This window comes from Streptomyces sp. NPDC006487 (genome assembly GCF_042870555.1).
In the GTDB taxonomy this organism is placed as follows: domain Bacteria; phylum Actinomycetota; class Actinomycetes; order Streptomycetales; family Streptomycetaceae; genus Streptomyces.
This window is the reverse complement of record NZ_JBIAHN010000008.1, coordinates 333,537-357,271: the sequence shown is the minus strand read 5'-3', so window position 1 is coordinate 357,271 and position 23,735 is coordinate 333,537. Positions and strand designations below refer to the sequence as shown.

At 71.7% G+C, this 23,735-nt stretch carries 23 protein-coding genes and 1 tRNA gene; 8 read left to right on the top strand and 16 right to left on the bottom strand.

Annotation, left to right across the window (positions count from 1 at the left end; genetic code table 11):
- Positions 1-15 precede the first annotated feature (15 nt).
- The 7 genes from ACFYM0_RS16645 to ACFYM0_RS16615 all read right to left on the bottom strand — a co-directional run bounded on the left by ACFYM0_RS16645 (position 16) and on the right by ACFYM0_RS16615 (position 6,523).
- Positions 16-1,182: a lipid-transfer protein gene (locus ACFYM0_RS16645; protein WP_250738542.1), complete on the bottom strand. Its 1,167-nt coding sequence runs from the start codon at positions 1,180-1,182 to the stop codon at positions 16-18.
- Positions 1,179-1,607 (bottom strand): MaoC family dehydratase, encoded by a 429-nt coding sequence (locus ACFYM0_RS16640; RefSeq protein WP_388501757.1) that lies wholly within the window; start codon positions 1,605-1,607, stop codon positions 1,179-1,181. The genes ACFYM0_RS16645 and ACFYM0_RS16640 overlap by 4 nt, the downstream gene beginning before the upstream one ends.
- A gap of 56 nt (positions 1,608-1,663) precedes the next feature.
- Positions 1,664-2,710 carry an acyl-CoA dehydrogenase family protein gene (locus tag ACFYM0_RS16635; protein ID WP_388501641.1) on the bottom strand — a complete coding sequence of 349 codons (1,047 nt, stop codon included), beginning with the start codon at positions 2,708-2,710 and terminating at the stop codon, positions 1,664-1,666.
- Positions 2,710-3,669: a bifunctional MaoC family dehydratase N-terminal/OB-fold nucleic acid binding domain-containing protein gene (locus ACFYM0_RS16630; protein ID WP_388501639.1), complete on the bottom strand. Its 960-nt coding sequence runs from the start codon at positions 3,667-3,669 to the stop codon at positions 2,710-2,712. The genes ACFYM0_RS16635 and ACFYM0_RS16630 overlap by 1 nt, the downstream gene beginning before the upstream one ends.
- On the bottom strand, positions 3,666-4,823 hold the full coding sequence (locus tag ACFYM0_RS16625) for an acyl-CoA dehydrogenase family protein (protein ID WP_388501637.1): 1,158 nt from the start codon (positions 4,821-4,823) through the stop codon (positions 3,666-3,668). The genes ACFYM0_RS16630 and ACFYM0_RS16625 overlap by 4 nt, the downstream gene beginning before the upstream one ends.
- Before the next feature lie 182 nt (positions 4,824-5,005).
- Positions 5,006-5,317, bottom strand: a complete 312-nt coding sequence (locus ACFYM0_RS16620) for a hypothetical protein (RefSeq protein ID WP_388501634.1) — start codon at positions 5,315-5,317, stop codon at positions 5,006-5,008.
- A 795-nt stretch (positions 5,318-6,112) separates the two neighbouring features.
- Complete coding sequence (locus tag ACFYM0_RS16615) at positions 6,113-6,523, bottom strand: DUF6344 domain-containing protein (protein WP_388501632.1); 411 nt, start codon at positions 6,521-6,523, stop codon at positions 6,113-6,115.
- 294 nt (positions 6,524-6,817) lie between these two features.
- On the opposite strand from ACFYM0_RS16615, the gene ACFYM0_RS16610 reads away from it, so the two are divergent.
- Entirely contained in the window at positions 6,818-7,447 is a 630-nt protein-coding gene (locus ACFYM0_RS16610; protein ID WP_388501629.1) for an FAD-dependent monooxygenase, read from the top strand.
- Between the two features lie 35 nt (positions 7,448-7,482).
- Positions 7,483-8,025 (top strand): FAD-dependent monooxygenase, encoded by a 543-nt coding sequence (locus tag ACFYM0_RS16605; RefSeq protein WP_388501628.1) that lies wholly within the window; start codon positions 7,483-7,485, stop codon positions 8,023-8,025.
- 121 nt (positions 8,026-8,146) lie between these two features.
- Here ACFYM0_RS16605 and ACFYM0_RS16600 read toward each other — a convergent pair.
- The 6 genes from ACFYM0_RS16600 to ACFYM0_RS16575 form a co-directional block, all read right to left on the bottom strand.
- A tRNA-Ser gene (locus ACFYM0_RS16600) sits at positions 8,147-8,231 on the bottom strand.
- Positions 8,232-8,287: 56 nt separating this feature from the next.
- Entirely contained in the window at positions 8,288-9,241 is a 954-nt protein-coding gene (locus ACFYM0_RS16595; RefSeq protein WP_388501627.1) for a peptidase, read from the bottom strand.
- Between the two features lie 134 nt (positions 9,242-9,375).
- Positions 9,376-10,434 (bottom strand): YeiH family protein, encoded by a 1,059-nt coding sequence (locus ACFYM0_RS16590; protein ID WP_388501625.1) that lies wholly within the window; start codon positions 10,432-10,434, stop codon positions 9,376-9,378.
- A complete protein-coding gene (locus tag ACFYM0_RS16585; RefSeq protein ID WP_388501623.1) occupies positions 10,434-10,988 on the bottom strand; it encodes a cysteine dioxygenase in 555 nt (184 codons plus the stop codon). Before ACFYM0_RS16585 ends, ACFYM0_RS16590 begins: the two co-directional genes overlap by 1 nt.
- 109 nt (positions 10,989-11,097) lie before the next feature.
- Positions 11,098-12,003, bottom strand: coding sequence for a LysR substrate-binding domain-containing protein (locus ACFYM0_RS16580; RefSeq protein WP_388501621.1), 906 nt, complete (start codon positions 12,001-12,003; stop codon positions 11,098-11,100).
- A gap of 105 nt (positions 12,004-12,108) precedes the next feature.
- A complete protein-coding gene (locus ACFYM0_RS16575; RefSeq protein ID WP_388501618.1) occupies positions 12,109-13,698 on the bottom strand; it encodes a S1C family serine protease in 1,590 nt (529 codons plus the stop codon).
- A 248-nt stretch (positions 13,699-13,946) separates the two neighbouring features.
- Between ACFYM0_RS16575 and ACFYM0_RS16570 the strand changes: the two genes are divergently transcribed.
- The 3 genes from ACFYM0_RS16570 (at position 13,947) to ACFYM0_RS16560 (ending at position 16,552) form a co-directional block, all read left to right on the top strand.
- Positions 13,947-14,735: a glycerophosphodiester phosphodiesterase gene (locus ACFYM0_RS16570; protein WP_327257567.1), complete on the top strand. Its 789-nt coding sequence runs from the start codon at positions 13,947-13,949 to the stop codon at positions 14,733-14,735.
- A gap of 180 nt (positions 14,736-14,915) precedes the next feature.
- Entirely contained in the window at positions 14,916-15,422 is a 507-nt protein-coding gene (locus ACFYM0_RS16565) for an ATP-binding protein (RefSeq protein ID WP_388501754.1), read from the top strand.
- Between the two features lie 155 nt (positions 15,423-15,577).
- Entirely contained in the window at positions 15,578-16,552 is a 975-nt protein-coding gene (locus ACFYM0_RS16560) for a DUF5926 family protein (RefSeq protein WP_388501617.1), read from the top strand.
- 253 nt (positions 16,553-16,805) lie between these two features.
- On the opposite strand, the gene ACFYM0_RS16555 is transcribed toward ACFYM0_RS16560, so the two are convergent.
- On the bottom strand, positions 16,806-17,483 hold the full coding sequence (locus ACFYM0_RS16555) for a hypothetical protein (protein WP_388501616.1): 678 nt from the start codon (positions 17,481-17,483) through the stop codon (positions 16,806-16,808).
- Between the two features lie 108 nt (positions 17,484-17,591).
- Complete coding sequence (locus ACFYM0_RS16550) at positions 17,592-18,290, bottom strand: bifunctional DNA primase/polymerase (protein WP_388501614.1); 699 nt, start codon at positions 18,288-18,290, stop codon at positions 17,592-17,594.
- Positions 18,291-18,697: 407 nt separating this feature from the next.
- On the opposite strand from ACFYM0_RS16550, the gene ACFYM0_RS16545 reads away from it, so the two are divergent.
- Together ACFYM0_RS16545 and ACFYM0_RS16540 are read left to right on the top strand one after the other, a co-directional pair.
- Complete coding sequence (locus ACFYM0_RS16545) at positions 18,698-20,302, top strand: PP2C family protein-serine/threonine phosphatase (RefSeq protein ID WP_388501612.1); 1,605 nt, start codon at positions 18,698-18,700, stop codon at positions 20,300-20,302.
- A gap of 190 nt (positions 20,303-20,492) precedes the next feature.
- Complete coding sequence (locus ACFYM0_RS16540) at positions 20,493-21,959, top strand: aminopeptidase P family protein (RefSeq protein WP_388501609.1); 1,467 nt, start codon at positions 20,493-20,495, stop codon at positions 21,957-21,959.
- 60 nt (positions 21,960-22,019) lie between these two features.
- On the opposite strand, the gene ACFYM0_RS16535 is transcribed toward ACFYM0_RS16540, so the two are convergent.
- Positions 22,020-22,526: an ATP-binding protein gene (locus ACFYM0_RS16535; RefSeq protein ID WP_388501606.1), complete on the bottom strand. Its 507-nt coding sequence runs from the start codon at positions 22,524-22,526 to the stop codon at positions 22,020-22,022.
- A gap of 295 nt (positions 22,527-22,821) precedes the next feature.
- Between ACFYM0_RS16535 and ACFYM0_RS16530 the strand changes: the two genes are divergently transcribed.
- On the top strand, positions 22,822-23,637 hold the full coding sequence (locus ACFYM0_RS16530) for a hypothetical protein (RefSeq protein WP_388501603.1): 816 nt from the start codon (positions 22,822-22,824) through the stop codon (positions 23,635-23,637).
- The last annotated feature ends 98 nt before the right edge of the window (positions 23,638-23,735 follow it).

Below are 23,735 nucleotides of genomic sequence, written 5' to 3'. Positions count from 1 at the left end.
CCGGCAGCGGAGGGATCAGCCGTCCGCGCCCAGGATCAGGCCGGAGGTCGGGACCCCGGTACCGGCGGTGACCAGGGCGTGAGCGGCGCCCGAGACCTGGTTGACGGAGGTGCCGCGCAGCTGGCGGACCGCCTCGGCAATGCCGTTCATGCCGTGCAGGTACGCCTCCCCGAGCTGGCCTCCGTGGGTGTTGAGCGGCAGCGCGTCCGCGGCCACGAAATCGGCCGCCTCCCCCGGCGCGCAGAAGCCGAACTCCTCCAGCTGCATCAGCACGAAGGGCGTGAAGTGGTCGTAGAGGATGCCGACGTCGATGTCCGAGGGCCGCAGTCCGCTGGTCCGCCACAGCTGCCGGGCGACCACGTCCATCTCCGGCAGCCCGGTGAGGCCGTCCCTGTAGAAGGAGGACATGGCTTCCTGGCGGCGGCCCGCGCCCTGTGCCGCCGCCGTGATCACGGCGGGCTTCTGCCGCAGATCGCGGGCCCGCTCGGCGGTGGTGACGACGATGGCCTGGCCGCCGTCCGTCTCCTGACAGCAGTCGAGGAGCCGCAGCGGCTCGACGATCCAGCGCGAGGCCGCGTGGTCGGCGAGGGTGATGGGCTTGCCGTAGAAGTAGGCGGCCGGATTGTTCGCCGCGTGCCGGCGGTCCGTGACCGCGACGTGGCCGAAGGCCTCGGGGGTCAGGTTGTAGGCGTGCAGGTAGCGCTGTGCCGTCATGGCCACCCAGGAGGCCGGGGTGAGCAGCCCCCAGGGCAGGGACCAGCCGAGCGCCGCGCCCTCCGCAGAGGGTTCTCGCTGCTGGACGCCGGAGCCGAAGCGGCGGCCGGAGCGCTCGTTGAAGGCGCGGTAGCAGACCACCACCTCCGCGACCCCGGTGGCGACGGCGAGGGCGGCCTGCTGGACGGTGGCGCAGGCGGCGCCGCCGCCGTAGTGGATGCGGGAGAAGAAGGAGAGGTCCCCGATGCCGGCCGCCTGGGCGACGGTGATCTCGGGGCTCGTGTCCATCGTGAAGGTGACCATGCCGTCCACGTCGGCGGGGGTGAGCCCGGCGTCGTCGAGGGCCGCGTGCACGGCCTCGACGGCGAGCTTGAGCTCACTGCGGCCGGAGTCCTTGGAGAACTCGGTGGCGCCGATGCCGGCGATGGCGGCGCGGCCGCCGAGCTGGTCCCGGGTGCGGACGCTCATGCCGTGCCCTCCGGGGTGGCGAGTGTGCCCGGGTCGGCTGCCGTGGCGCCGAGCGTGACGGTGACGGTGCCCGTGACGTGGTGGCCGATGCCGTTGGCGCCGACCACGCGGATCTCGGCCGTGTTCCCGTCGAGGGCGGTGACCGTGCCGGTCAGCGTCATGGTGTCGCCGGGGTAGTTCGGGGCACCGAGGCGGATCGCGACCTTGCGCAGGACCGCGCGCGGGCCGAGGTGGTCGGTGATGTACCGGCCGACCAGACCGTTGGTCGTCAGGATGTTCATGAAGATGTCCGGGGAGCCCTTCTCCCGCGCGAGCACCGCGTCGTGGTGCACGTCCTGGTAGTCGCGGGAGGCGATCGCGCCCGCGACGATCAGGGTGCGGCTGACCGGTATCTCCAGCGGCGGCAGTGTGTCGCCGATGTTCATGCCTCCGGCTTTCATGCCCCCGGTGTTCATGCCTCCGGTGTTCATGCCTCCGGTGTTCATGCCGCGTCCCCCTCGGGCGTGTCTTCGGACAGGACCGCGCCGAGCTCGGCCAGCAGTTCGCTGCCGCAGCCCAGGTACGCGTCGAGCTGGCGTCCCCACAGGAAGTGCCGGTGGACGGGGTGGTCGAGGTCGGCGCCCATGCCGCCGTGCAGGTGCTGGCCCGCGTGGACGACCCGTTTGCCCGCTTCCGAGGCCCACCAGGCGGCCGTCAGCGCGTGCTCGCCCGCCGGGAAGCCCTCGTCCACGCGCCAGGCCGCCTCGTACGCGGTGACCCGTATGGCCTCGGTGTCCATGTAGGCGTCGGCCGCGCGCAGCATGACCCCCTGGTTGGTGGAGAGCGGCCGGCCGAACTGCTCCCGGGTGGAGGTGTACTCCACGGCGCGGGCCAGCGAGCCCGCGCAGACTCCCGCCTGGAGGCCGGCGAAGGCGGTCCGGGCCACGGCCAGTACGTCCGCGTAGGCGTCGTCCCCGCCGACCCGTTCCGCCTCGGCGGCGGTCAGCGTCAGGCTTCCGGCCGACCAGGGCGCGGTGGTCTCCACCGGCTCCGTACGCACGCCGGGCGCGTCCGTCCGTACGAGCCACAGAGCTCCCGCCCGGTCCGGGACCAGGACGTGCGTGGCCTCGCGCAGCCAGGGCACGGCGGGGGCGCGTCCGGTGAGCCGGCCGTCCGGCGTGGCGGTGATCCGTCCCCGGTCCGGGAAGGCTCCGGTGGCGACCGCGTCGCCGGAGCCGAGCGCGGGGAGCAGCCGGGCACGCTGCTCTTCGGTGCCGTGCCGGGTCAGGGCGAGGATCCCGTACACGCACGTGGCGGCGTACGGGACCTGCGCGGTCGTGCGGCCCTGTTCCTCGAGCAGGAGCACCAGGCCGAGCAGGCCGACGTCCTCGACGGCGGCGGTCAGCCCGGCGGTGGTGAGCGCCTTCCACAGCTCGGCGTCGCTGCCGGTGCCGGCGGCGCCGAGGCGGTCGTGGGTGGCGAGGTCCGCGAAGATCTGGGCGGCGAGTCCGGCCGCGGCGGCCTGCTCCTCGGTGGGGTGGAAGTCCATCAGGCTTCGCTCCCCCGGAAGACGGGCAATTCCAGTTCCTCGTCCACGCGCAGGAACTCCAGTCGTACGGGCAGCCCGATGCGGACCTTGTCGTAGGGGACGCCGGTGATGTTGCTGACCATGCGGACCCCTTCAGCGAGTTCGACGAGAGCCACCGCGTAGGGCGGGTCGAAGGCGGGGAAGGGCGGGTGGTGCATGACCACGTACGAGAACACCGTGCCGGCGCCGGACGCCTCGACCGTGTCCCAGTCCGCGCTCCCGCAGGTATTGCAGCCGGGGAGCCAGGGGAAGCGGAGCGTCGCGCAGGCGGTGCAGCGCTGGATCAGAAGCTTGTGCTCGCGGACACCGTCCCAGAAGCCCCGGTTGTCGCGGTTGATCACGGGGCGGGGGCGCTGGGCGGGCTTGGCGGGCTTCGGCGGCTCCGTGGGCTTCTTCGCCGCCGGGGCGTACTTGAGGATCCGGAACCGGTGGGTCCCGGCGAGTGCGCCGTTCGCGCGGACGTCCATGCGGGTGGTGACGAAGTGGCCGGTGCCCAGCTTGGTCGTCTTGCGCGGGGACACCGTCTCGATGACGGCGTCGAAGGTGATCGCGTCGCCGGGGCGCAGCGGCTTCAGGTACTCCTGCTCGCAGTCGGTGGCGACGACGGAGGTGCAGCCCGCGCCGTCGAGCAGCGCGAGGAGCTCGTCGTAGGCCGAGGAGCGGTCGGCGTGTCCGGAGAGGCCGCCCAGTGTCCATGCCTGGAGCATGGTGGGCGGGGCGATGGCGCCGGGCCCGGTGTAGGCGGGGTTGGCATCGCCCATCGCCTCGCACCAGTGGCGGATCATCGGCTCGTTGACCGCGTCCTTGCCCTGGCCGGCGGTGGCGGCGGGCTGCCCTTCGAAGGACGTGAGCAGGGTGTGGAAGCGCGCCGCTTCCGACTCCGCTTCTGACTCCGCTTCCGATGCTTCAGTGGCGGTCATCGCTTCCTTCCCTTCATACCGAGCCGCATCATGGCGACGATCTCCCGTTGGACCTCGCTGACGCCGCCCCCGAAGGTGTTGATCTGGGCGGCCCTGTTCATCCGCTCCAGCTCGCCGCCCGCGAAGACCGTGGGGCCGGATCCCCGCACGAGCGCCTCCTCCCCCACCACCTCCTGGCAGATCCGGTACACCTCGACGGTGGACTCGGTGCCCAGGAACTTCACGCCGCTCGCATCGCCCGGGGCCAGGGTGCCGGCGCCGACGTCCTGGACGAGGCGCCAGTTGAGGAGGCGTACGGCGGCGAGGCGCGCGTGGGCCTCGGCGAGCCGGGACTGGATCCAGGGACGGTCGGCGGGGCGCTCCCCGGTGACCGGGTCGGGGGTGCGGGCGTGGTCGAGCGCGCCCCGGTAGAAGTCCTCGGCCTGCATCCCTATGGCGGCGAGGGCGACGCGTTCGTGGTTGAGCTGGTTGGTGATCAGGCCCCAGCCGCCGTGTTCGGGGCCGACGAGGTTCCCGGCGGGCACGCGGATGGAGTCGTAGTACGTGGCGGTCGTGGTCAGCCCGCCGACGGTGTCGATCGGGGTCCAGGCGAAGCCGGGGGCCTCGGTGGGCACCAGGATGATGGAGATGCCCTTGTGCTTGGGCGCCTCCGGGTCGGTGCGGCAGGCGAGCCAGATCCAGTCGGCGTTCTGGGCGTTGGAGGTGAAGATCTTCTGGCCGTCGATCAGCCAGCCCTCGTCGTCCCGGACGGCCCTGGTGCGCAGGGAGGCGAGGTCGGTGCCGGCCTCGGGCTCGGAGTAACCGATGGCGAAGACGAGTTCGCCCTTGAGGATCCGGGGCAGGAAGTAGTCCTTCTGCTCCTGCGTCCCGTACTTCATCAGGGTCGGGCCGACGGTGTTGAGGGTGACCATCGAGACGGGGGCACCGGCCCGGTAGGCCTCGTCGAAGAACACGAACTGCTCGTCCGGGCCGCGGCCCTGGCCTCCGTACTCGACGGGCCAGCCGAGGCCGAGGAGTCCGTCGGCGCCTATCCGGCGCAGTAGTGCGCGCTGCTCGGCGGGGTCCTCGGGAACCCCGTCCGGCAGCAGGTTTCCGAAGTACTCCCGCAGCTCGGAGCGGAGCCGCAACTGGCCTTCGGTCGGGGCGAGGTGCACGGCGCTGGCCTCCCGGCATCACATCATCAAGTGGAGCTGACTGTCCGTCAGATTCCAGGTGGATGTCAAGGCCGGGGCACTGTGACGGGGCGCGGAAAACGCCCGAGGGCGCCCGCACTACCGGACCCCAGCCGGTCCGGTCGCGCAGGCGCCCTCAACAGTCGGTGCGGCTCAGGCCGCGACTACCACCAGGGGTGGAAGTTCACGGCGACGTTGGAGTTGTGCTGTTCGATCGCGGTGAAAGCCGAGCCGTTGACCTGCGCGGTGTTGTTCTGGTTGGACGCGCCGGATCCGGTGGCCACCTGCTGTGAGGTGGAGGAGTTGCCGTGGTTGTTGCCACCCACGCCGCTGCCGATGATGCTGGCGACGCTCGCATTCGATCCGTCGTTCGCGAAGGAGCCGTTGTCGGCCGATGCCACCCCGCCGAAGAGGGCGACGGCGAGGGGGAGAGCGGCGACGGCGGCGATGACGCGGGCGGTACGGATGCTTGCCATGTCTTTATCCTCCAGAAAACCGAAGTGGGGTGTACTCCAAGGCAGTTGGCCGACCGCCTCGGTCGTTCCGTGTGGTGACGACGTCGCGAGACCAGAGTTGCCCACCGAATCCCCGGCGAACCACCCCGGAGTCCTCTATTCCCCCGCAAGCATGACCAACATCAGATAAACCCCATTCGCGCCCCCGGCGCCCCAGGTCAGCACCCTGAGGCCCGCCGAAACCCCTGCCGGGCAAGGGCTGAACCGTTCCGCCAAACCGGCTGCCCCCGGACATGCCGAAAAGGGCCGCGCCGTCCGGGAACCCCACCGTCTCCCGGGCTTGCGGCCCTGCGCTGCCAAGCTTCACGCCCCCTGCACGCCCCCGGCGCTCGCCGGGGCCTTCCCGCCGTGCCCCGCTCCGGGGCACCGTCACGGCGCGATCCGCGGTCGCGGCCTACTCACACCGACCGACCGGGCTCCAGCGCCTGTTACTGCTTCTGGTTCCGCTTCCGCTCCTGCTTCTGCTTCTGCTTCCGCTCCTGCTTCTGCTGCCCTACTTCTGCGTGCCGCTGCGTCCTGCCTATGCGTCACGCCTCTGCACATGCGTACCACTGGGTCCTGCGCATCTGCGCGTACCGGCTTCCGGAGGACCTGACGGACCTCACGCACCCGATGCACTCGACGCACTCGACGAACCTGATGAATCCGATGAACCTGCGCGTATCGGGTCCTGGGTCCCACACCGCACGTGACGGGGTTCCCCTGTCTCCGCCGTACGAGCACTCCATGCCAGGCGTGCCAGGCGTGCCACGCGTGCTACGCGGCGAGCGCCATCTCCCGGCGAGCGGCTCCGACACGGACCGCTGCGGCGATCGCCGCACCACGGACGCCGTCGTCCACGCCGGACTCGGAATCGGCTCCGGAGCCGGCGGCCAGGGCGGTGGTGGAGCGGCGGACGGACGGGGTCTTGCCGTGGGCCTCGGCCCGGATGCGCTGCTTGATGGTGGGCGGGAGCGAACCACCGCGCATCATCGCCCTCCAGGTCCGCCGGGCCATGAAGGCCGGCCGGTTCGCCGCCACGGCCGCGGGAGCGGCGGCGGGGGAGGAGGAGAGCGGAGTGGTGACGGCCTGGGCGGCCTTGCCGCCGAAGCCGAGGGAGGTGAGGAGGGCCACGAGGGCCACGAGGAAGGTGGTCCAGATCGACGTGATGGTGCTGCGGTGAGCCATGACGGTTCCCTCTATTCGCGATGTTCCGACGGGCGGATCTGAATACATTCGTCATGATGCGGGCGCAACCGGAACGCCTCCACGCCCCGCGCCGATCTTCCGACAAACACCACTCAAAGGGGCTAATCGCACAATTCCTGCCCTTGGATCCTCATGCGCCGTCGAGCCGGAACTCCGCCGGAAGGTCTCCATCTCCCCAGTTCCTGACGGATGTTGACATCCATTCAGCCCGCCCAGCATGCTCCACCGACAGCGCGGCTGATCTTCTTCTCATGGTCGGGGGACCAGGTTTCCATGCAGAACCGAAACGTACTGATATCGGGTGCCGGCATCGCGGGCACCGCCCTGGCCTACTGGCTGCGCCACCACGGCTTCCGGCCGACCGTGGTCGAGCGCGCGCCCGCCCTCCGCGAGGGCGGCTACAAGATCGACGTCCGGGGCGCCGCGCTCGACGTGGTCTCCCGCGCCGGGGTCCTCGACGCGGTCCGCGCCCAGCGGACCGACGTCCAGGGGGGCTCCATCGTCAATGCGGCGGGCAAGCGGATGGCGACCATGGACGGCGACACCTTCGGCGGCCGCACGGGCCACGACGCGGAGATCCTGCGCGGTGACCTCAATCGGATCCTCTACGACCTCGGCGTCGACGGAGCCGACGGCGTCGAGTACCTCTTCGGCGACTCCATCGCCTCCGCCACGGAGACCGCGGACGGCATCGAGGTGGCGTTCGACAGCGGCGCGCGCCGCGTCTTCGACCTGGTCGTCGGCGCCGACGGGCTGCACTCCAACACCCGGGCGCTGGTCTTCGGCCCCGAGGAGCGCTTCATCCGGGACCTGGGCTACTACGTCTCGATCTACAGCGTCCCCAACCACCTCGACCTCGACCGCTGGGAGCTGACCTACGTCCCCCCCTGCGCACGGCGCTGACGTACAGCACTGCCAAGGACACGGGCGCGAAGGCGATGTTCCTCTTCGCCTCGGAGCCGCTGGAGTACGACCGCCACGACGTCTCCCAGCAGAAGAAGCTGCTGGCGGGGGCCTACGCGGGCGAGGCCTGGGAGGTGCCCCGGCTCCTCGCGGCACTGGAGGAGGCCCCGGACTTCTACTTCGACTCCCTCAGCCAGGCCCACCTGCACCGCTGGTCCAAGGGCCGCACCGCCCTGGTCGGCGACTCCGCGTACTGCGCCTCGCCCGCCTCCGGCCAGGGCACGAGCCTGGCCCTGGTCGGTGCCTACGTCCTGGCGGGCGAGCTCGCAGCGGCCGGCGGCGACCACACGACCGGCTTCGCGGCCTACGAACGCGAGATGCGCGGCTTCGCGGAGGAGAACCAGAAGCTCGGCCCCTCGAACATCAAGCACATGGTCATGCGGACCAAGCGACAGATCTCGATCCAGCTGACCCTCCTCTCCCTCATGGGCCGTCTGCCGGGCAAGGAGCGGATGATGGCCAAGGTCATGGAGCCGATCCAGAAGGCCGCGAACTCCATCACCCTCAAGGACTACTGACCGCGCGGGCAGGGCTACGAGAGGCCTTGCGACCCACGCCTGCGTGAGCCGGGGCGAACGCAGAAGGGGTGCCACCTGATCGGTGACACCCCTTCGGGCCGGGCCTAGGCCCTCCCTGGTGCGGTGGGTGTGGGATTTGAACCCACGGTGACTCGCGCCACGACGGTTTTCAAGACCGTTCCCTTAGGCCGCTCGGGCAACCCACCTGGCGGGTACAGAGTACCGGGCGGTGGGGGTGGGTGGCGCTGGGGATTCGTGGGGGTCAGGCGGTCTGGGCCTTGTCGTAGGCCGCCTTCGCCTCGTTGCCGAAGTACGGGCCGAACATGCGGTTCGGCAGGAAGGTGTAGCCGAAGCTGTTCACCGAGACCTGGGTGCCCAGGCCGGTCGCCTCGTTGAAGTCCTGGAACCAGGGACCGCCGCTGGAGCCGCCCGTCATGTTGCAGGGCAGGCTGTGGTCCTTGGTCAGCAGGAAGTCCTTGCCGGTGTTGCCGCTGCAGTAGACGAGCTTGGTGCCGTCGTACGGGGCCGCCGCCGGGAAGCCGAAGGCGTACATCTTCTTGTTGTAGCCGCCGTTGAAGACGATGCCCTGGGCTCCGACGGTCTGGCTGAGCGTCCGCCCGTTCAGCGGAGCGACGACCGCCAGGCCGACGTCCATGTTCATGTCCTCGCTCGCCACCCACTGGTCGGTCGCGAAGGTCTTGGTGGCCGTCCACTGCCCGTAGGGCGCGTTCCCGTTCTCGTACCCCGGGACGAAGATCCAGTTGGTGTGCCAGGCGCCCTGGTACTTCACGCAGTGGCCGGCGGTGATCACCGTGCTGCCGTTGGCGCTGGTGATCGAGTCGCCCGAGCAGGAGGCACTCTTCCCGTTGAAGGTGAAGAAGACCCGGCCCGAGGTTTTGACCACCGCGCCACCGGACGTCCAGGCCCCGCCCGGCTGGGGGAAGGCCGCGGGGGAGGCGCCGGCCGGGGTCGGGGCGATCGTCGTGGGGCGCTCCGCGGTGGTGGGCACCGTACGGGTGGTCGCGCCCGGGGCGGCGATGCCCGGGGCGGCCGTGATGTCCAGCGGGGTCGCGGCCCGCATCTGCTCGGCCGACCAGGACCCGGAAGCGGGGGCGGGGCGCTGCGCGGCGGCCGAGGGGGAGGCCGCCGTCAACGCACCTGCGAGCAGGGCCCCTGTCGCGAGCAAGACCGATATGGCTGTCCGATGGCGATTCACGCATGACTCCTTCTGCCGTGCCCGGATGAAGAGTTGTCGGTGCGGATCGGGGGCAGAGTGGCACGCCGAGAACGAGATGTCAGGCACCAGTCGGAACGTTCGGTCGGTTCCGGCCAGGAAATGGCCAACTCCGGTTAGGTGGTGAGGAGAACACCCGCGTACGAGGCTCCGGCCACCACCACCCAGGCCGCGAGGCCCAGGAGGGCCGCACGGCCGCCGGTACGGGACAGGGTGGGCAGGTGGACCGCGCTGCCCAGGCCGAACAGAGCCGCGGCCAGCAGCAGTTCCTGGGCGGTGTGCGCCCCTTCCAGCGCTACGTCGGGCAGTATCCCGGTGGCGCGCAGCGCGGCCGCCGCGAGGAACCCGGCCACGAACAGCGGCACCGGAGCCGGCCGGCGGCCCGAGGGCGTGCGCGCTCCCCGCCTGCGGGCCCGTACCGAGAAGGCCACCGCCGCGACCAGCGGTGCCAGCATCGCCACGCGCATCAGCTTGACCAGCACGGCTTCGCCGAGGGCGCCGGGGCCGGCCGTCTGCGCGGTCGCCACCACCTGGCCGACGTCGTGGACGCTCGCGCCCACCCAGCGGCCGAAGTCCGGGTCGGAGAGTCCGAGCGGGGACTGGAGGAGGGGGAGGACGGCGATGGCGAGGGTGCCGCACAGGGTGACCAGAGCCACCGAGGAGGCCACGTCCTCCTCGTCGCTGCCCGAGACCTGGCTGACGGCCCCGATGGCCGAGGCTCCGCAGATCGAGTACCCGGTGGCGATCAACAGCGGTTGGTCACCGGGGAGTCCGAGCCGGCGGCCGAGCCAGAGGGTGCCGAGGAAGGTCGCCGCCACCACCGCGGCCACCATCGCCACGGTGGCCCAGCCCAGCCGGAGCACCTCGTCCAGCCCCAGCGCCAGGCCCAGCAGGACGATGCCGATCCGCATCAGTCGGCGCCCGGCCAGGGAGAGGCCCGGGCGCGCGGGGCCCCGTACGAAGCCCCGTAGACGGGGGAGGTGAGCCGCGGCGATGCCGAGCACCACGGACACCGTCAGCATCGGCGCCCAGGGCGCCAGCCGGTGCACCGACCAGGCCACCAGGACTCCGGCCGCCGCGAGGCCCAACCCGGGCCACGATGAGGATGTTTCACGTGAAACACCGACCGGAACCGGTGATCCCGCCCCGCGTACGGGGCGGTGCAGGATGGCCATCAGTCGGTCGGGAGCGTGTAGACGCGGCGGACACTGCTGCCCAGGCGTACGACGTCGGCGCCGTAGACGTGCAGGGATATCGCCTTCGTGCGACAGGAGTTGCGGACCTTGTGGATGTCGCCGGGCGGGGCGAACCCGCAGACTTCACCGGGTCCGTTGACCACGTGCTCGGTCGGCACCAGCCGGGCGCCGGTGGTGGCCGTGGCGGGGGCGAGGCGGTAGCGAAGCTCGCTCTCCTCACCCTCGTGCACGCCGGCCACGCACCACGAGACGTGGTCGTGGACGGCGGTCTCCTGGCCCGGCAGCCACACCAGGGCCACCACGGAGAAGCTGCCGTCCGGCTCCGCGTGCAGGACGTGCTGCCGGTAGCGGTCGGGGTGGCCCTCGCACTGCTCGGCGGTGAGCAGACCGGGCTTCCCCAGGTGCGGGGCGAGGCGTTCGCCGACCAGGTAGGCGGTCAGGTCGGGGGCCAGCCCCCGGTCCACGACCGTGCGGATCTCACTGACGAGGGCGGCCGTCCTCGTGGTCGTGCGGGCCGGCGTGGTGGTGGTCATAAGGGGAGCGTCGAGGAGCCCACTCATCACGTCCAACGACAGTTGTGAGCTTAAATCCCAAGCCGGGCTTATGGGTTGAGGACGAAACCGGACCCTCCGGCGGGCCGGTTCAGCAGCCGACGCGGTTCGAGGCCGCCTGCCTCAGCGCCTCCAGCACCACCGCCGTCGCCGGGACCCGCAGATGGTCGCGGTACACGTGCGCGGCGATGTGCCGGCGTGCAGCCGGCAGCAGGGCCCGCCCGCACACCTTGCTCAGCGAGAGCGAGGGCAGCACCAGGGCGGGCATCATGGCCACGCCCAGGCCCTGAGCGACCAGGCTCTGGACCACCAGGTTGTCGTCGGTGGCGAAGCGGATGTCGGGCACGAAGCCGAGCCCCGCGCATTCGTGCAGCAGGTTCGCCCGGCAGCGCGGGCAGCCGGCGATCCACCGCTCCTCGGAGAGGTCCGCGAGGTGCACGGCCCGCCGCCGGGCCAGCGGGTGCCCGGTCGGCAGCAGCACCGTCAGCTGGTCCTCCATGAGCCTGACCTCGGCTACCTCCTCCGGGACCTCCTCGTGCAGGCCGGGATAGGTGAAGGCCAGGGTGATGTCGCACTCGCCCCGCTCCAGCCTGCGCAAGGAGTCCGGGGGCTCTCCCTCCAGCAGCTCGACCTGGATCCCGGGGTGCTCCTTGGCCAGGCTGCTCAGGGCTTCCGGGACCAGGGTGACGTTGGCGCTGGGGAAGCCGCACAGCCGGACGCGGCCGGTCCGCAGCCGGGCGTACGCCTTCAGCTGGGCTTCGGCGGCGGAGAGGCTGCCGAGGATGGCCTCGGCGTGCCGGGCCATCGACTCCCCGGCCTCGGTGAGCTGCATGCGGCGTCCCACGCGGGTGAACAGCGGGGTGCCGACGGCGCGTTCGAGCGCCTTCATCTGCTGGGTGATCGCGGGCTGGGTGTACCCGAGGACCCGGGCGGCGGCCGAGTAGGACCCCGAGGTGACCACCTCGTGGAACGTCCGGATGTGCCGCGAATCGAACACGGTCGAAGCATAAGCGGACGTTGGGAGGGGCCGCAGGCACAATCGCGCCTACGGCCCCTCACCATCAAGCCAGTTGCTTCTGCCGCCCGCGGGGGGGGGCGTCGGCTACTTGTCGCCGACCCGCGAGCCGAGCGTGATGTCCACCGTGGTCGGCTTGCCGCCGCGCAGGTAGGTCAGCTTCACCGTGTCACCCGGCTTGTACGTCCAGATCTCGCTGATCAGGGTCGGGCCGCTGTCGATCGGCTTGCCGCCGAGCTCGGTGATGATGTCGCCGGGCTTCAGCCCCGCCTTGCCCGCCGGGCCGTTGGGGTCGACCAGCTCGTTGGCCGAGGCGCCCGTCTCGGAGATCTTCGCGCCGTCGGTCTTGGCCGCGAGGTCCACGGAGACCGAGATCACCGGGTAGACCGGCTTGCCCGTCTTGATCAGCGATTCGGCGACGTTCTTCGCCTGGTTCACCGGGATGGCGAAACCGAGGCCGATGGACCCGGCCTGGCCGCCGCCGAAGCCGCCGTTGCCGGCCGACTGGATCGCGGAGTTGATGCCGATGACCGCGCCGCGGCTGTCGAGCAGCGGACCGCCGGAGTTGCCCGGGTTGATCGAGGCGTCCGTCTGGAGGGCGCTCATGTACGAGTTCTTGCCGCCGGAGGCGTCACCCGAGGCGACCGGGCGGTTCTTGGCGCTCACGATGCCGGTGGTGACCGTGTTGGACAGGCCGAACGGAGCGCCGATCGCGATGGTCGAATCGCCGACCGCGACCTTGTCCGAGTCGCCGAGGGGCAGCGGCTTGAGTCCGGACGGGGGGTTCTTCAGCTTGATGACGGCGACGTCGTACCCCTGGGCCCGGCCGACGACCTCGGCCTCGTACTTCTTGCCGTCGGAGAAGGTCGCGCTGAGCTTTCCGCCGTTCGCCGCGGAGGCGACCACGTGGTTGTTCGTGAGGATGTGGCCCTGCTGGTCGTAGACGAATCCGGTGCCGGTGCCGCCCTCGCCGTCGCCGGCCGAGGCCTCGATGGTGACGACGCTGGGCAGCGCGCCGGCGGCCAGGCCGGCGACGGAGCCCGCATCACGCTTCAGGTCCTTGGGCGTGTTGCCGGCGCTGACCGTGGTGGAGCCGGAGCCGTTGGCACTCCGGTCGGCCGCCCAGTAGCCGACGCCGCCGCCGACGCCGCCCGCGAGGAGCGCCGCAGCCAGGACACCGGCGATCATGCCGCCCTTGCCCTTCCGCTTGGGCTGCGGTGCGCCGTCCGTGGCCAGGGGCACGCCCCAGCCGCCACCGCCCTGGCCGTCACCGGCCCCGTACGCCGGGGCCGCGGGCGGCGGGGGAGGCCAGCCCTCGGCACCCATCGCCTGCGGGGCGGGGGCGTGGGCGGCAGCGGGAGCCTCGGCGTAGGCCGGGGTGACCGGCGGGACCGGGCTCTCGGAGTACACGGGAGCCGGGGCGGGCGGCTGGACGGCCTCGGCGGGCCGGGTCGCCGGGGGCTGCGGAGCAGGCGGCTGCGCGGCCGGGGTGTGGGGGAACTGCTGGGCCGGCTCGGTGCCGGGCGCGGGCGTCGGCGGCAACTGCTGCGTCACCGGCTCCGCGGGCGCCGGCGCGGCGGGCGCCACCGGGGCGGCGTCGACGGGCGCGGCCACCGGGGGTACGGGCGGGGCCGCGGGGGGCGTCGGGGCCGCGGTGCCCTCGTTCTCGGTGCTCACAGCGCTCTCTCCTCGTCACACACGGCTTCAGAAATACGGGCGATATCGGTCCGGCTGAACGTTCGACGTGCCGTACAAGTTCCTGGGCAAAGCCTTTCCCATGACCCGTCAGAGCACTGTAAGCCGGACCTGTGAGTCTCCCCCATCCTTTATCTCCGACATTTCGGACGCATCCCCAGAAGCACCCGCGGGGCTCTCTGCGACATCCGGACCCCTCCCGGTGGCACCATGAGCCGGTGACCCACGCAATGCCGCGCCCCATCCAGGTCGTCGCCCACCGCGGCGCCTCGGAGGATGCCCCCGAACACACCCTGGCCGCCTACCGCAAGGCCATCGAGGACGGGGCCGACGCCCTCGAATGCGATGTCCGGCTCACGGCCGACGGCCATCTGGTCCTGGTCCACGACCGGCGGGTCAACCGCACCTCCAACGGCCGCGGCGCCGTCTCCGCCCTGGAGCTGGCCGACCTCGCCGCCCTCGACTTCGGCTCGTGGAAGGACCGGGAGGAGTCTCCCGACTGGGACGCGGACCCCGAGCGGACCTCCGTACTCACCCTGGAGCGACTGCTGGAGCTCGTGGCGGACGCCGGGCGGCCGGTACAGCTGGCGATCGAGACGAAGCACCCGACCCGCTGGGCCGGACAGGTGGAGGAGCGCCTGCTCTTCCTCCTCAAGCGCTTCGCGCTGGACGCCCCGCCCGCCGAGGGGCCGCACCCGGTCCGGGTGATGAGCTTCTCCGCGCGCTCCCTGCACCGGGTGCGGGCGGCCGCGCCCACGGTCCCGACCGTCTACCTGATGCAGTTCATCTCGCCCCGGATGCGGGACGGGCGGCTGCCGGCCGGGGTGGAGATCGCGGGGCCCGGGATGCGGATCGTGCGCAACCACCCGGGCTTCATCCGAAAACTTCAAGCCGCCGGGCATTCCGTTCACGTGTGGACAGTGAACGATCCGGAAGATGTTCAGCTCTGCGCTGATCTGGGTGTGGAAGCGATCATCACGAACCGACCGCGACAAGTTTTGTCACAGCTAGGACGCTGACGTCCCGCTTCGCGCATGCGCCACAGGCGAAACATCCGTTACGGGGTGTGCACCGGCGCATCCACTCCGCGTTCGGTCGCCCTGAATGCGTCAGAGGGCGCCGGTCCGGCGGTTTCCGGTCCAGGCCATTGGGGCATCCAGACCATGCGTGGGGCTAAGGAGGTTCCGGGGGTGGCGTTGATGGTGGCACAAGAAGTGCCCACGTCGTCGTGCATGGACGTGTCCCATGGTCCTGCGGGCGTGGGCGAGGCGAGGCACCGGATGCGCGAGCAGTTGCGCATCAGCGGAGTGTCCGAATCGATCGTGGATGACGCCGTACTGATCCTTTCCGAACTGCTCAGCAACGCCTGCCGGCACGGCAGACCGCTGGGCGCACGGGAGAGGGAAGACGGCGGGATTCGCGCGTCGTGGCGCGTCGACAAGGCGGGGCGGCTGACGGTCGAGGTCACGGACGGCGGCGGGCCCACCCGCCCCATCCCGGCCAAGCCCTCGGTCACCGCGCGGGGCGGGCGGGGGCTGAACATCATCAGCGCCCTGGCCCAGGACTGGGGTGTCCGGGACGGAGCGGCGGGTGAGGTCACCGTCTGGGCGATCGTTGCCTGTGGGACCCGGCACGAGGATTTCGCTACGCGCGTTGCGTCCCCTGCGATCGATTTCAGTACGGCCTTCGACGATCTGGATCCCTGATCCGACCGGTCCTCGACCGCGGGTGGACGGATGGCGGCCGTCCGGGAGCGCACGCCGACCGTGCTCCCGGCCGCACCCCACCGGTTGTGGCGGCACGAACGGCTAGGCTCGCGCCCAGACCGACGCCGTACCGCCGCAACCGGGAGACACCCACGATGGCCAAGAAGCGCCCCTCCGCGAAGTCCGCAAAGCCGCAGCTCAACAGCGGGGAGATCCCGGTGGTGGGCGCTCGCGAGCCCTGCCCCTGCGGATCCGGGCGCCGCTACAAGGCCTGCCACGGCGCGGCCGCCGCGCACGCCGTCACCGAGCACGTGGCCCGCCCGTTCGAGGGCCTGCCCGGCGAGTGCGACTGGGTGGCGCTGCGCGAGCTCGTCCCCGCCGCCACCGTGCCGCTCACCCTCAAGGGCGGACTGCCCGAGGGCGTCCCCTCCGTCACGCTGGTGACCGTACTCCCGCTGGCCTCGCCGGCACTGCGCCGCGAGGACGGCTCCGTCCTGCTCGGCCTGCAGAACGACTCGACCAGCGGCGACCTCGCCCGGGACATGGCCGACACGCTGGAGCGCGCGCTCGTCGCCGAGCCCGGCACCGTCGTGGCGGCCCGCCGGGTTCCGGCCGAGGGCCCGCGACTTCAGGATCTCCTGTCCGTCGACGGCGGTTTCGAGCCGGTTGTCCACAGCGGGTTCGAATTCTGGATTCCGGAAGCGGAGAGCGCCCAGAGCGCCTCCCCGGAGATCGCCGCCTCCCTGGAGCGCGCCAACGCGGCCGCCATCCCGACCGTCAAGCTGACCGGCGTGGATGCCGCCTACTGGTGCGAGACCCCGGACAAGAACCACCTGCGCTGGGTCATGCCGCACCCCGAGGAGAAGCTGCTCGACGCGCTCGCGCGACTGTCCGCCGCGGGCACGTCCTCGCTCGGCGAGGGCACCAAGCTGGTCGGCTCCTTCCGCGCCCACGGCCTGATGGTCCCCGTCTGGGACCTGCCGACCGGAGTCTCGGCCGAGGACGTGGAGAAGCCCGCGGCCGAGCTCGCGGAGCGGCTCGCCGCGGCCCTCGCGACGGACGCGCCGCTGACCACGGAGGAGCGTCGCGCCCGCGGCGGCCTCACCAACCGCCAGGTCACGCTCAGCTGACCGGATGGCCGGCCCGTTCGCGGGCCGGCCACCAGGGTCCGGGGGAGGGGTCCCGGGGAGGGTCCACGGGAGGGTCGCCGGCGGCTGCTCACCGGTGATCGGAGTCACAACTCCCGCTAATCGCCTGCAAATCGGTGTCCGAATATCAGAGATCGAATTTGCGAACAGGCGATCTCTTGTTACCGTTCTTGTAGCCCGGTCGCTGGTGCATCCCCCGTCGCCAGCGACCGGGCCCTTGATTTTCCGGTGACGCTCAACCGTCACCCGGTACCGGTGAGTTGCTCCCGGACCGCAAGAGCAGGGCTCCTTCATCATCCGGAACTGCAAATTCCGATACGGCCGAGTAGTCCTTGGGAGCGCCGGCCGACTCCTCCCTCGGCGTTTCACACAACCCCGGTTCGTCGCCCGCGCCGACCGCGCAGCGGATCTGCACCGTGCGCCCCGCCGGACCCATCACCGTGAGCACCGCGTCGAGCGCGCGGCCGCTGGTGTTCCGGTAGTAGCTGCGCCCCCACGTCCGGCCCTCGCCCGACAGGACGCACGTCTGCGCCTCCACCCCCTGCGGAGAGGACAGTTCGGGTCCACAGCGGGCGTCCGTACGCGGTTGCTCGGCCGGACCCGGGCGGGCCGGCGCGGCGGCGGAGGCCGGCGTACGGGACCCGCCGGTGGCGGAACTCGTTCCCGAACCGGCCGAATCGGCCGAGCCCTCGGTGTTCCCTGCGCCCCCTGAGGTGTCGGAGTCGCGGGAGTTGCCTGCGTCCGGCGCCCCCCGGTCGCCCTTGGGCGGGTGACCGAGGCCGAAGGTGGAGAGCAGCCCGCCGCCCTTTCCGTCGCTCTGACCGGCGAAATCCGGCCCGGCGATCGCTCCCGCCAACGGGAGCGACAAGATGATCAACACACCGGCGCCGATACCGATCAGGCGGAGATTCATTCGCCGAAGATAGCGATGCGGGAATGGGGCACGGAGATCCCCGCGCCCAATTCCCTTGGAAACTCGTCTCGCTGGCACCCGTACGAGTGATCCGTCAGTGCACGGGCGTCAGTACGCGAGCCGGCTCCCGCCGCCCGAGGCCCCGCTGCTCTCCTCCACCAGCGCGTCCACGACCGCCTCCACCTCCGGCAGCCAGATCTCCCCGGCATCCGCGGGCTCGCGCTCCCACCGCACCTGGCCGCCGCCGATCGCGGCGGAGGGCGGGAGCAGCAAGTAGCCGCCCTCGCCGTGGAACCGCAGCGAGGAGGGCACGTGGTCCTTGGCGTAGAGGATCTCGCCGAGCCGCTCCAGCGAGTACGGCGCCACGAGCAGCGACCACCGCGTGGGCGTGGCCACGATCGGCCCGAGCCGCATCCCCTCGGCGTCCAGTCGTACGACGGCACGCGCGGCCGCCGCTGCGGGCAGGCTCACCGCGCAGGGCGCGCTGCCGCCGGTGGCCAGCAGGATCGGGGCACCCGCCCGGTTGGCCCACCACCAGGACACCATCCGGGGGTCGGTGGTGGCGGCGAGCAGCCCGGGATCGAAGGGGTGCGCGCCCGGTACGACGCAGTCGGGCTCGGGGCAGGCACACCGGGAGCTGTCGGCGCCGGAGCGTCCCACACCCGGCAGCACAGGCCAATTCCAGGTTTCGGCGCAGGTCAGCGCCGCTTCGAGGAGACCCGGCACATCACCCTGCGGCGGGGCGGGGCGCAGGGATTGCAAGCGATTGCGGAGCCGCTGGAGACGCCTTCCGAGGATCTCGCGCATGAGCGCTCGTTCCTTTCCGTTGAACGCCGAGGGCCACATCACACCATGTAAGCGGTGTCTCACCACACGTACACGTTTCGCGTCACTGTCCGCCTGAAGCAGGTTCACACGGTTCGTGCAGTTTTCTTGCGGGTCCATGAAACGTCCGTCGGGGGCGGTACGCGACCCGGGACCGCGCGGGGAACGGCTGTCGTCGATGGGGACGACGGGCCGTGCCCGACGGTTCCCGGCGGGCACCGGGCTGCGCCAACTCTCCCCGGGTGCAACGGATTACGTACCCGGACCGGCCGACTGACTCGCCCAGTCGACCGCAAAAACCGTCCGCTTCCCGCTTTTTCCGGCCAAGTTCTAGCCCTGACCGGACAGTGAGTTGCCGTCCCACGGACACCAGGATTCCCACCTGGGCAATGCTGGACATCGCTCCTCGTGTGCGTGTAGATGTGGATTCATTGATAGCGGCGCAGCATGATCTGGGGGTTTGCGATGCTATATGGCGAATCGCACCAGCTGGAAAGGCGGACGCCATGAGCGCCCCGCATCTGCCGAAAGTGGCTGGAATCGATCCAGCTGTCACAGCGTCCCCGCACACTGTGGCGCCCACACCGGCGCCCACGGCCGTGTCCACATCGACGAGCCCGCGAGCGGTTCACACACCGGCGCAGGTCCCCGCCGCGAGCTCGGTCATTCAGGACCGCCTCGCGGGCATGGTCTCCGACCTCACCACCCTCCACGAGCTCACCGAGCGGCTCGCCCGCGCCAGTGACCTCACCGCCTCCCTGCAGGAGTTCCTGCGGGCGGGCGCGGCGCTGGTCGGCGCCCGTCGCGGCCTGATCGTCCTGGAGCCCTCCGACGGACTCGGCCCCACCACCACGATCGGCCTCGGCCTCGGGCACGCCGACCTCGGCCACATCGAGACCGTGCCGCGCAGCGCCACCTCGTACGGCCGCATCCTCGACGGCCTGCCCGACGCCAACGGCGGCTCGGAGTTCCTGCCCGAGCCCGGCACGGCCACCGGCCCCGGCGGCGACGGGTACGCCACCCCCGTCGACCCCCGCCACCGCGAGGTCGCCGCCCGCCTCGGCTACGCCGCCAGCTACGCGCTGCCGCTGACCGCCGAGGCCACCGGCCGGCTCGGCGCGGCCGTCTGGCTCTACGACGAACAGGCCGAGCCCAGCGACCGCCAGCGCGACCTGGCCGGGCTGTACGTCCGGCACGCCGCCGAGCACCTGGCCCGGATGCTGGAAGTGGAGCGTGCCCGCGCCGGCCTGGCCACCGTCGCCGAGGAACTGCTGCCCAGCCGGCTCCCCCGGATCCCCGGGGTCCAGCTCGCCGCCCGGCACCACACCGGGCCGCACGGCGGAGGCGACTGGTACGACGCGCTGCCGCTGCCGGAGGGCGCCCTCGGGCTGGCCGTCGGCTCCGTCACCGGCTCGGGGCCGAGCGCCGTCGCCGCGATGGGGCGGCTGCGCGCCTCCCTGCGGGCGTACGCCGTCATGGAGGGAGAGGACCCCGTCGCCGTCCTCTCCGACCTGGAGCTGCTGCTGCGCCTGACCGAGCCCGCGCGCTCGGCGACCGCGCTCTTCGCCTACTGCGAGCCCGCCGGCGGCCCGGCGGGCGGCCGGGGGCGCAAGCTCATCCTGGCCGGGGCCGGGCACACCCCGCCGCTGCTGATCGGCGAGCGGCGCACCGAGTACGTGGAGACCACCCTGTCCGCGCCGCTCGGAATGCTGTCCTGCTGGGAGGCTCCGAGCGTGGAGATCGAGCCCGCGCCCGGAGAAACGGTGCTGCTCTACACGGACGGGCTGCTCCGGCGCACCGGGGACCCGATGGACCGGGCGTACGCGCGGCTGCACGCCGCCGCCGCGGGGATCCCCCGTAGCGTCCGCGAGGACCCGGCCGCGATCTGCGACCACATCCTGCGGACGGTGCTGCCGGACGGCGACGGGGACGGCCCCGCTTCCCCGGCGGACGCCTCCGAGGACATCGTGCTGCTCGCCGCACGGTTCGAATGACGGCGGGTTCGGATGACGGCGGGTTCGGATGACGGCGCGGTTCGAATGACTTCGAACGACGAGGAGACGAGGGCGGGGTGTGTGACCTGGTTTGGCGGATTTGTCACACGACCCGCCGGGGGGCATCCGCTCGCACATACGATGGATGAGGTCCGTACCCGGTCCGTGTCCGTCGTACTGAGGAGAAGACGTGGCTGACGAGCTCACCCCGGAGACCCCGGAAGAAGAGCAGCCCAAGAAGAAGCACAAGCAGCGCAAGAACGGGCTGTACCCGGGTGTCAGCGAGGAGCTCGCCGCAAGCATGCGCACGGGCTGGGCAGACACCGAGCTGCGCGGACTGGAGCCGATCGCTCAAGCCGCGCACACCGCCGCCCGCCGCTCCGCCCTGTCCCGGCGGTTCCCCGGGGAGCGCCTCGTCGTCCCCGCCGGCCGGCTGAAGACGCGCTCGAACGACACCGAGTACCCCTTCCGCGCCTCGACGGAGTACGCGTACCTCACCGGCGACCAGACCGAGAACGGCGTCCTGGTCATGGAGCCCGCGGGGGAGACCGGCCACCACGCCACCGTCTACCTGCTGCCCCGCTCCGACCGCGAGAACGGCGAGTTCTGGCTCTCCGGCAACGGTGAGCTGTGGGTCGGCCGCCGCCACTCCCTCACGGAGGCCGAGCAGCTCCTGGGCATCCCGGCCAAGGACGTGCGCAAGCTCGCCGAGGAGCTGACCGAGGCCGAGGGCCCGGTCCGCAGCGTCCGCGGTCACGACTCCGTCATCGAGGCCGCCCTGACCGACAAGGTCACCAAGGAGCGCGACGAGGAGCTGCGCGTCTATCTCTCCGAGGCCCGCGCCGTGAAGGACGCGTTCGAGATCGGCGAGCTGCAGAAGGCCGTCGACTCCACCGTCCGCGGCTTCGAGGACGTCGTGAAGGTGCTCGACAAGGCCGAGGCCACCTCCGAGCGCTACATCGAGGGCACGTTCTTCCTGCGCGCCCGCGTCGAGGGCAACGACGTCGGCTACGGCTCCATCTGCGCCGCCGGCCCGCACGCCTGCACCCTGCACTGGGTCCGCAACGACGGCGACGTCCGCTCCGGCGACCTGCTGCTGCTCGACGCCGGTGTGGAGACCCACTCCCTCTACACCGCCGACGTCACGCGCACGCTGCCGATCAACGGCACGTACACCGACATCCAGCGCAAGATCTACGACGCGGTCTACGCGTCCCAGGAAGCCGGCATCGCCGCCGTCAAGCCGGGCGCGAAGTTCCGCGACTTCCACGACGCCTCCCAGCACGTGCTCGCCGAGAAGCTCGTCGAGTGGGGCCTGCTCGAAGGCCCGGTCGAGCGCGTCCTGGAGCTCGGCCTGCAGCGCCGCTGGACCCTGCACGGCACCGGCCACATGCTCGGCATGGACGTCCACGACTGCGCCGCCGCGCGCACCGAGGCGTACGTCGACGGCACGCTGGAGCCGGGCATGTGCCTGACGGTCGAGCCCGGTCTGTACTTCCAGGCCGACGACCTGACCGTGCCCGAGGAGTACCGCGGCATCGGTGTCCGGATCGAGGACGACATCCTCGTCACCGAGGACGGCAACCGGAACATGTCGGCCGGGCTGCCCCGCACCTCCGACGAGGTCGAGGCGTGGATGGCGCGCCTCAAGGGCTGACGCCACCGCTCGTACGCGCCGATGGGCGGGACCCTCCAGGGGTTCCGCCCATCGGCGCGTCTACGACACCTTCAGCAGTGAGTCGTCCCGCCACTTCAGCATCTTGTCGAAGCTGACCACGGCGCCCCGGCCGGGCCGGTTGCGGAAGCGGACGTGGTCGGCGAGCTCCTCGATCAGGTGCAGTCCCCGGCCGTGTTCGGCCAGGGACGGTCTGCGGCGGGCCACCGTCGCGGGCGGGAACCCCGGGCCCGAGTCGCTCACCTCGATGCGGCAGCGGTCCCCGTCCAGATAGGCCGTGACGTGGTACGCCCCGGTCCCGTCCGGGGATCCGCCGCCCGAGGCCGCGTCGTCCGGATACGACGCGTCGTCCGTGTACCCGCACCGCGGGACCGGTTCGCGTCCACCGTGCTCCACCGCGTTCGCGCACGCCTCGCTCAGCGCCACCGACAGGTCGAAGGAGATGTCCGGGTCCACCCCCGCGGTCTCCATCGTCCCCAGCAGCAGTCGCCTCGCGAGGGGCACACTCGCTGCTTCGCGCCTCAAGTGGAGAGACCACCAGATGCTCATACGGTTACCTATTGCCGCCAAGGGCCGGGGCTAAGCCCCCGAAGGCCGACAGAGCCCTCGTTCGGCCGATGCGGCGCTCCCGGGCGGCGGTGTATGCGGTGCGGGTGGGGGAGACCCGGAGGAGTGCTCGGGTAGGGCTCGCGGAGCGCTCGTGGACTCTTCGGGTGGGAGCACCCGGGGGAGCACCCGGGTGCGCGTGCACCGACGCACACCGGGCATCCGTGCGCGGGAATGCCAACCTGCTGTCGCACCTGCCGTATGCGGCGCCTAAGGCCAGTGCGATGATGGCCCGGCCATGACTGCCCCCCACGCGACGCAGGCCGGACCCGGCCTCAGGCTGATCCGGGCCGCGGTGTTCACCGCGGTCTGTGTCGTGCTGTCCGCGGCCGGGCACGCGCTGGCCTCCTGCGCGACGGTGCCCTGGTGGTCCCTCTGCGCCGGCTTCCTCGCCGTGTTCGCGGTGGCGGCCCCGCTCGCGGGACGCCGCCGCTCGCTGCCGGGCATCGCCGCCGCGCTGGCGGGCGGACAGCTCGCCCTGCACACGGTGTTCGGCCTCGGCCAGCACAACGCCTCGGCGGGCGGCGGCACCTCCTCGGAGACCTCGCTCGCGGCACTGGCCGCCCAACTGGTCTGCGGCGGCAACTCCGTCCCGATCCACCCGGCGGACGCCCGGCGGATCCTGGAGAGCGCCGGGCTGGACCCGGACGCCGTGGCCGCGCAGGCCGAAGCTCAGGGGCACCTGGCCCACGCCCACATGGGGCAGGGCCTCGTAGAGCCGACCACCGGACTGGTCGGGCTGTTCAGCCCGGCCATGCTGATCGGGCACCTGCTGGCCGCACTCGCCGCCGGCTGGCTGCTCGGGCGCGGCGACGCCGCGCTGTTCCGCCTCCTCGAACTGTCCAGGCTCTCCGCGGCGGCCGCACCGGTGCGCCCGCTGCGTGCCGCGCTGGCCTACGTACGGGCGCTCGGCGCGGGCCTTCCGGACCGGCCCGTCCGCACTCCGCGGGCGGCGGACGCCGGGACCGGCTCCGGGCCCTCCACGGGCCGGGACGCACTCCAGCACACGGTGATCAGGCGCGGGCCGCCCACGGCATTCGCCCTCGCAGCCTGAAGCGGCACCTCTCCTCCCCGGGACTCACGACGGGAGCACCGGTGCCGCGAACTCCGTGCGCGCCGCGCGCGGAGCCACCGTCACCACAGCTTCCGTGG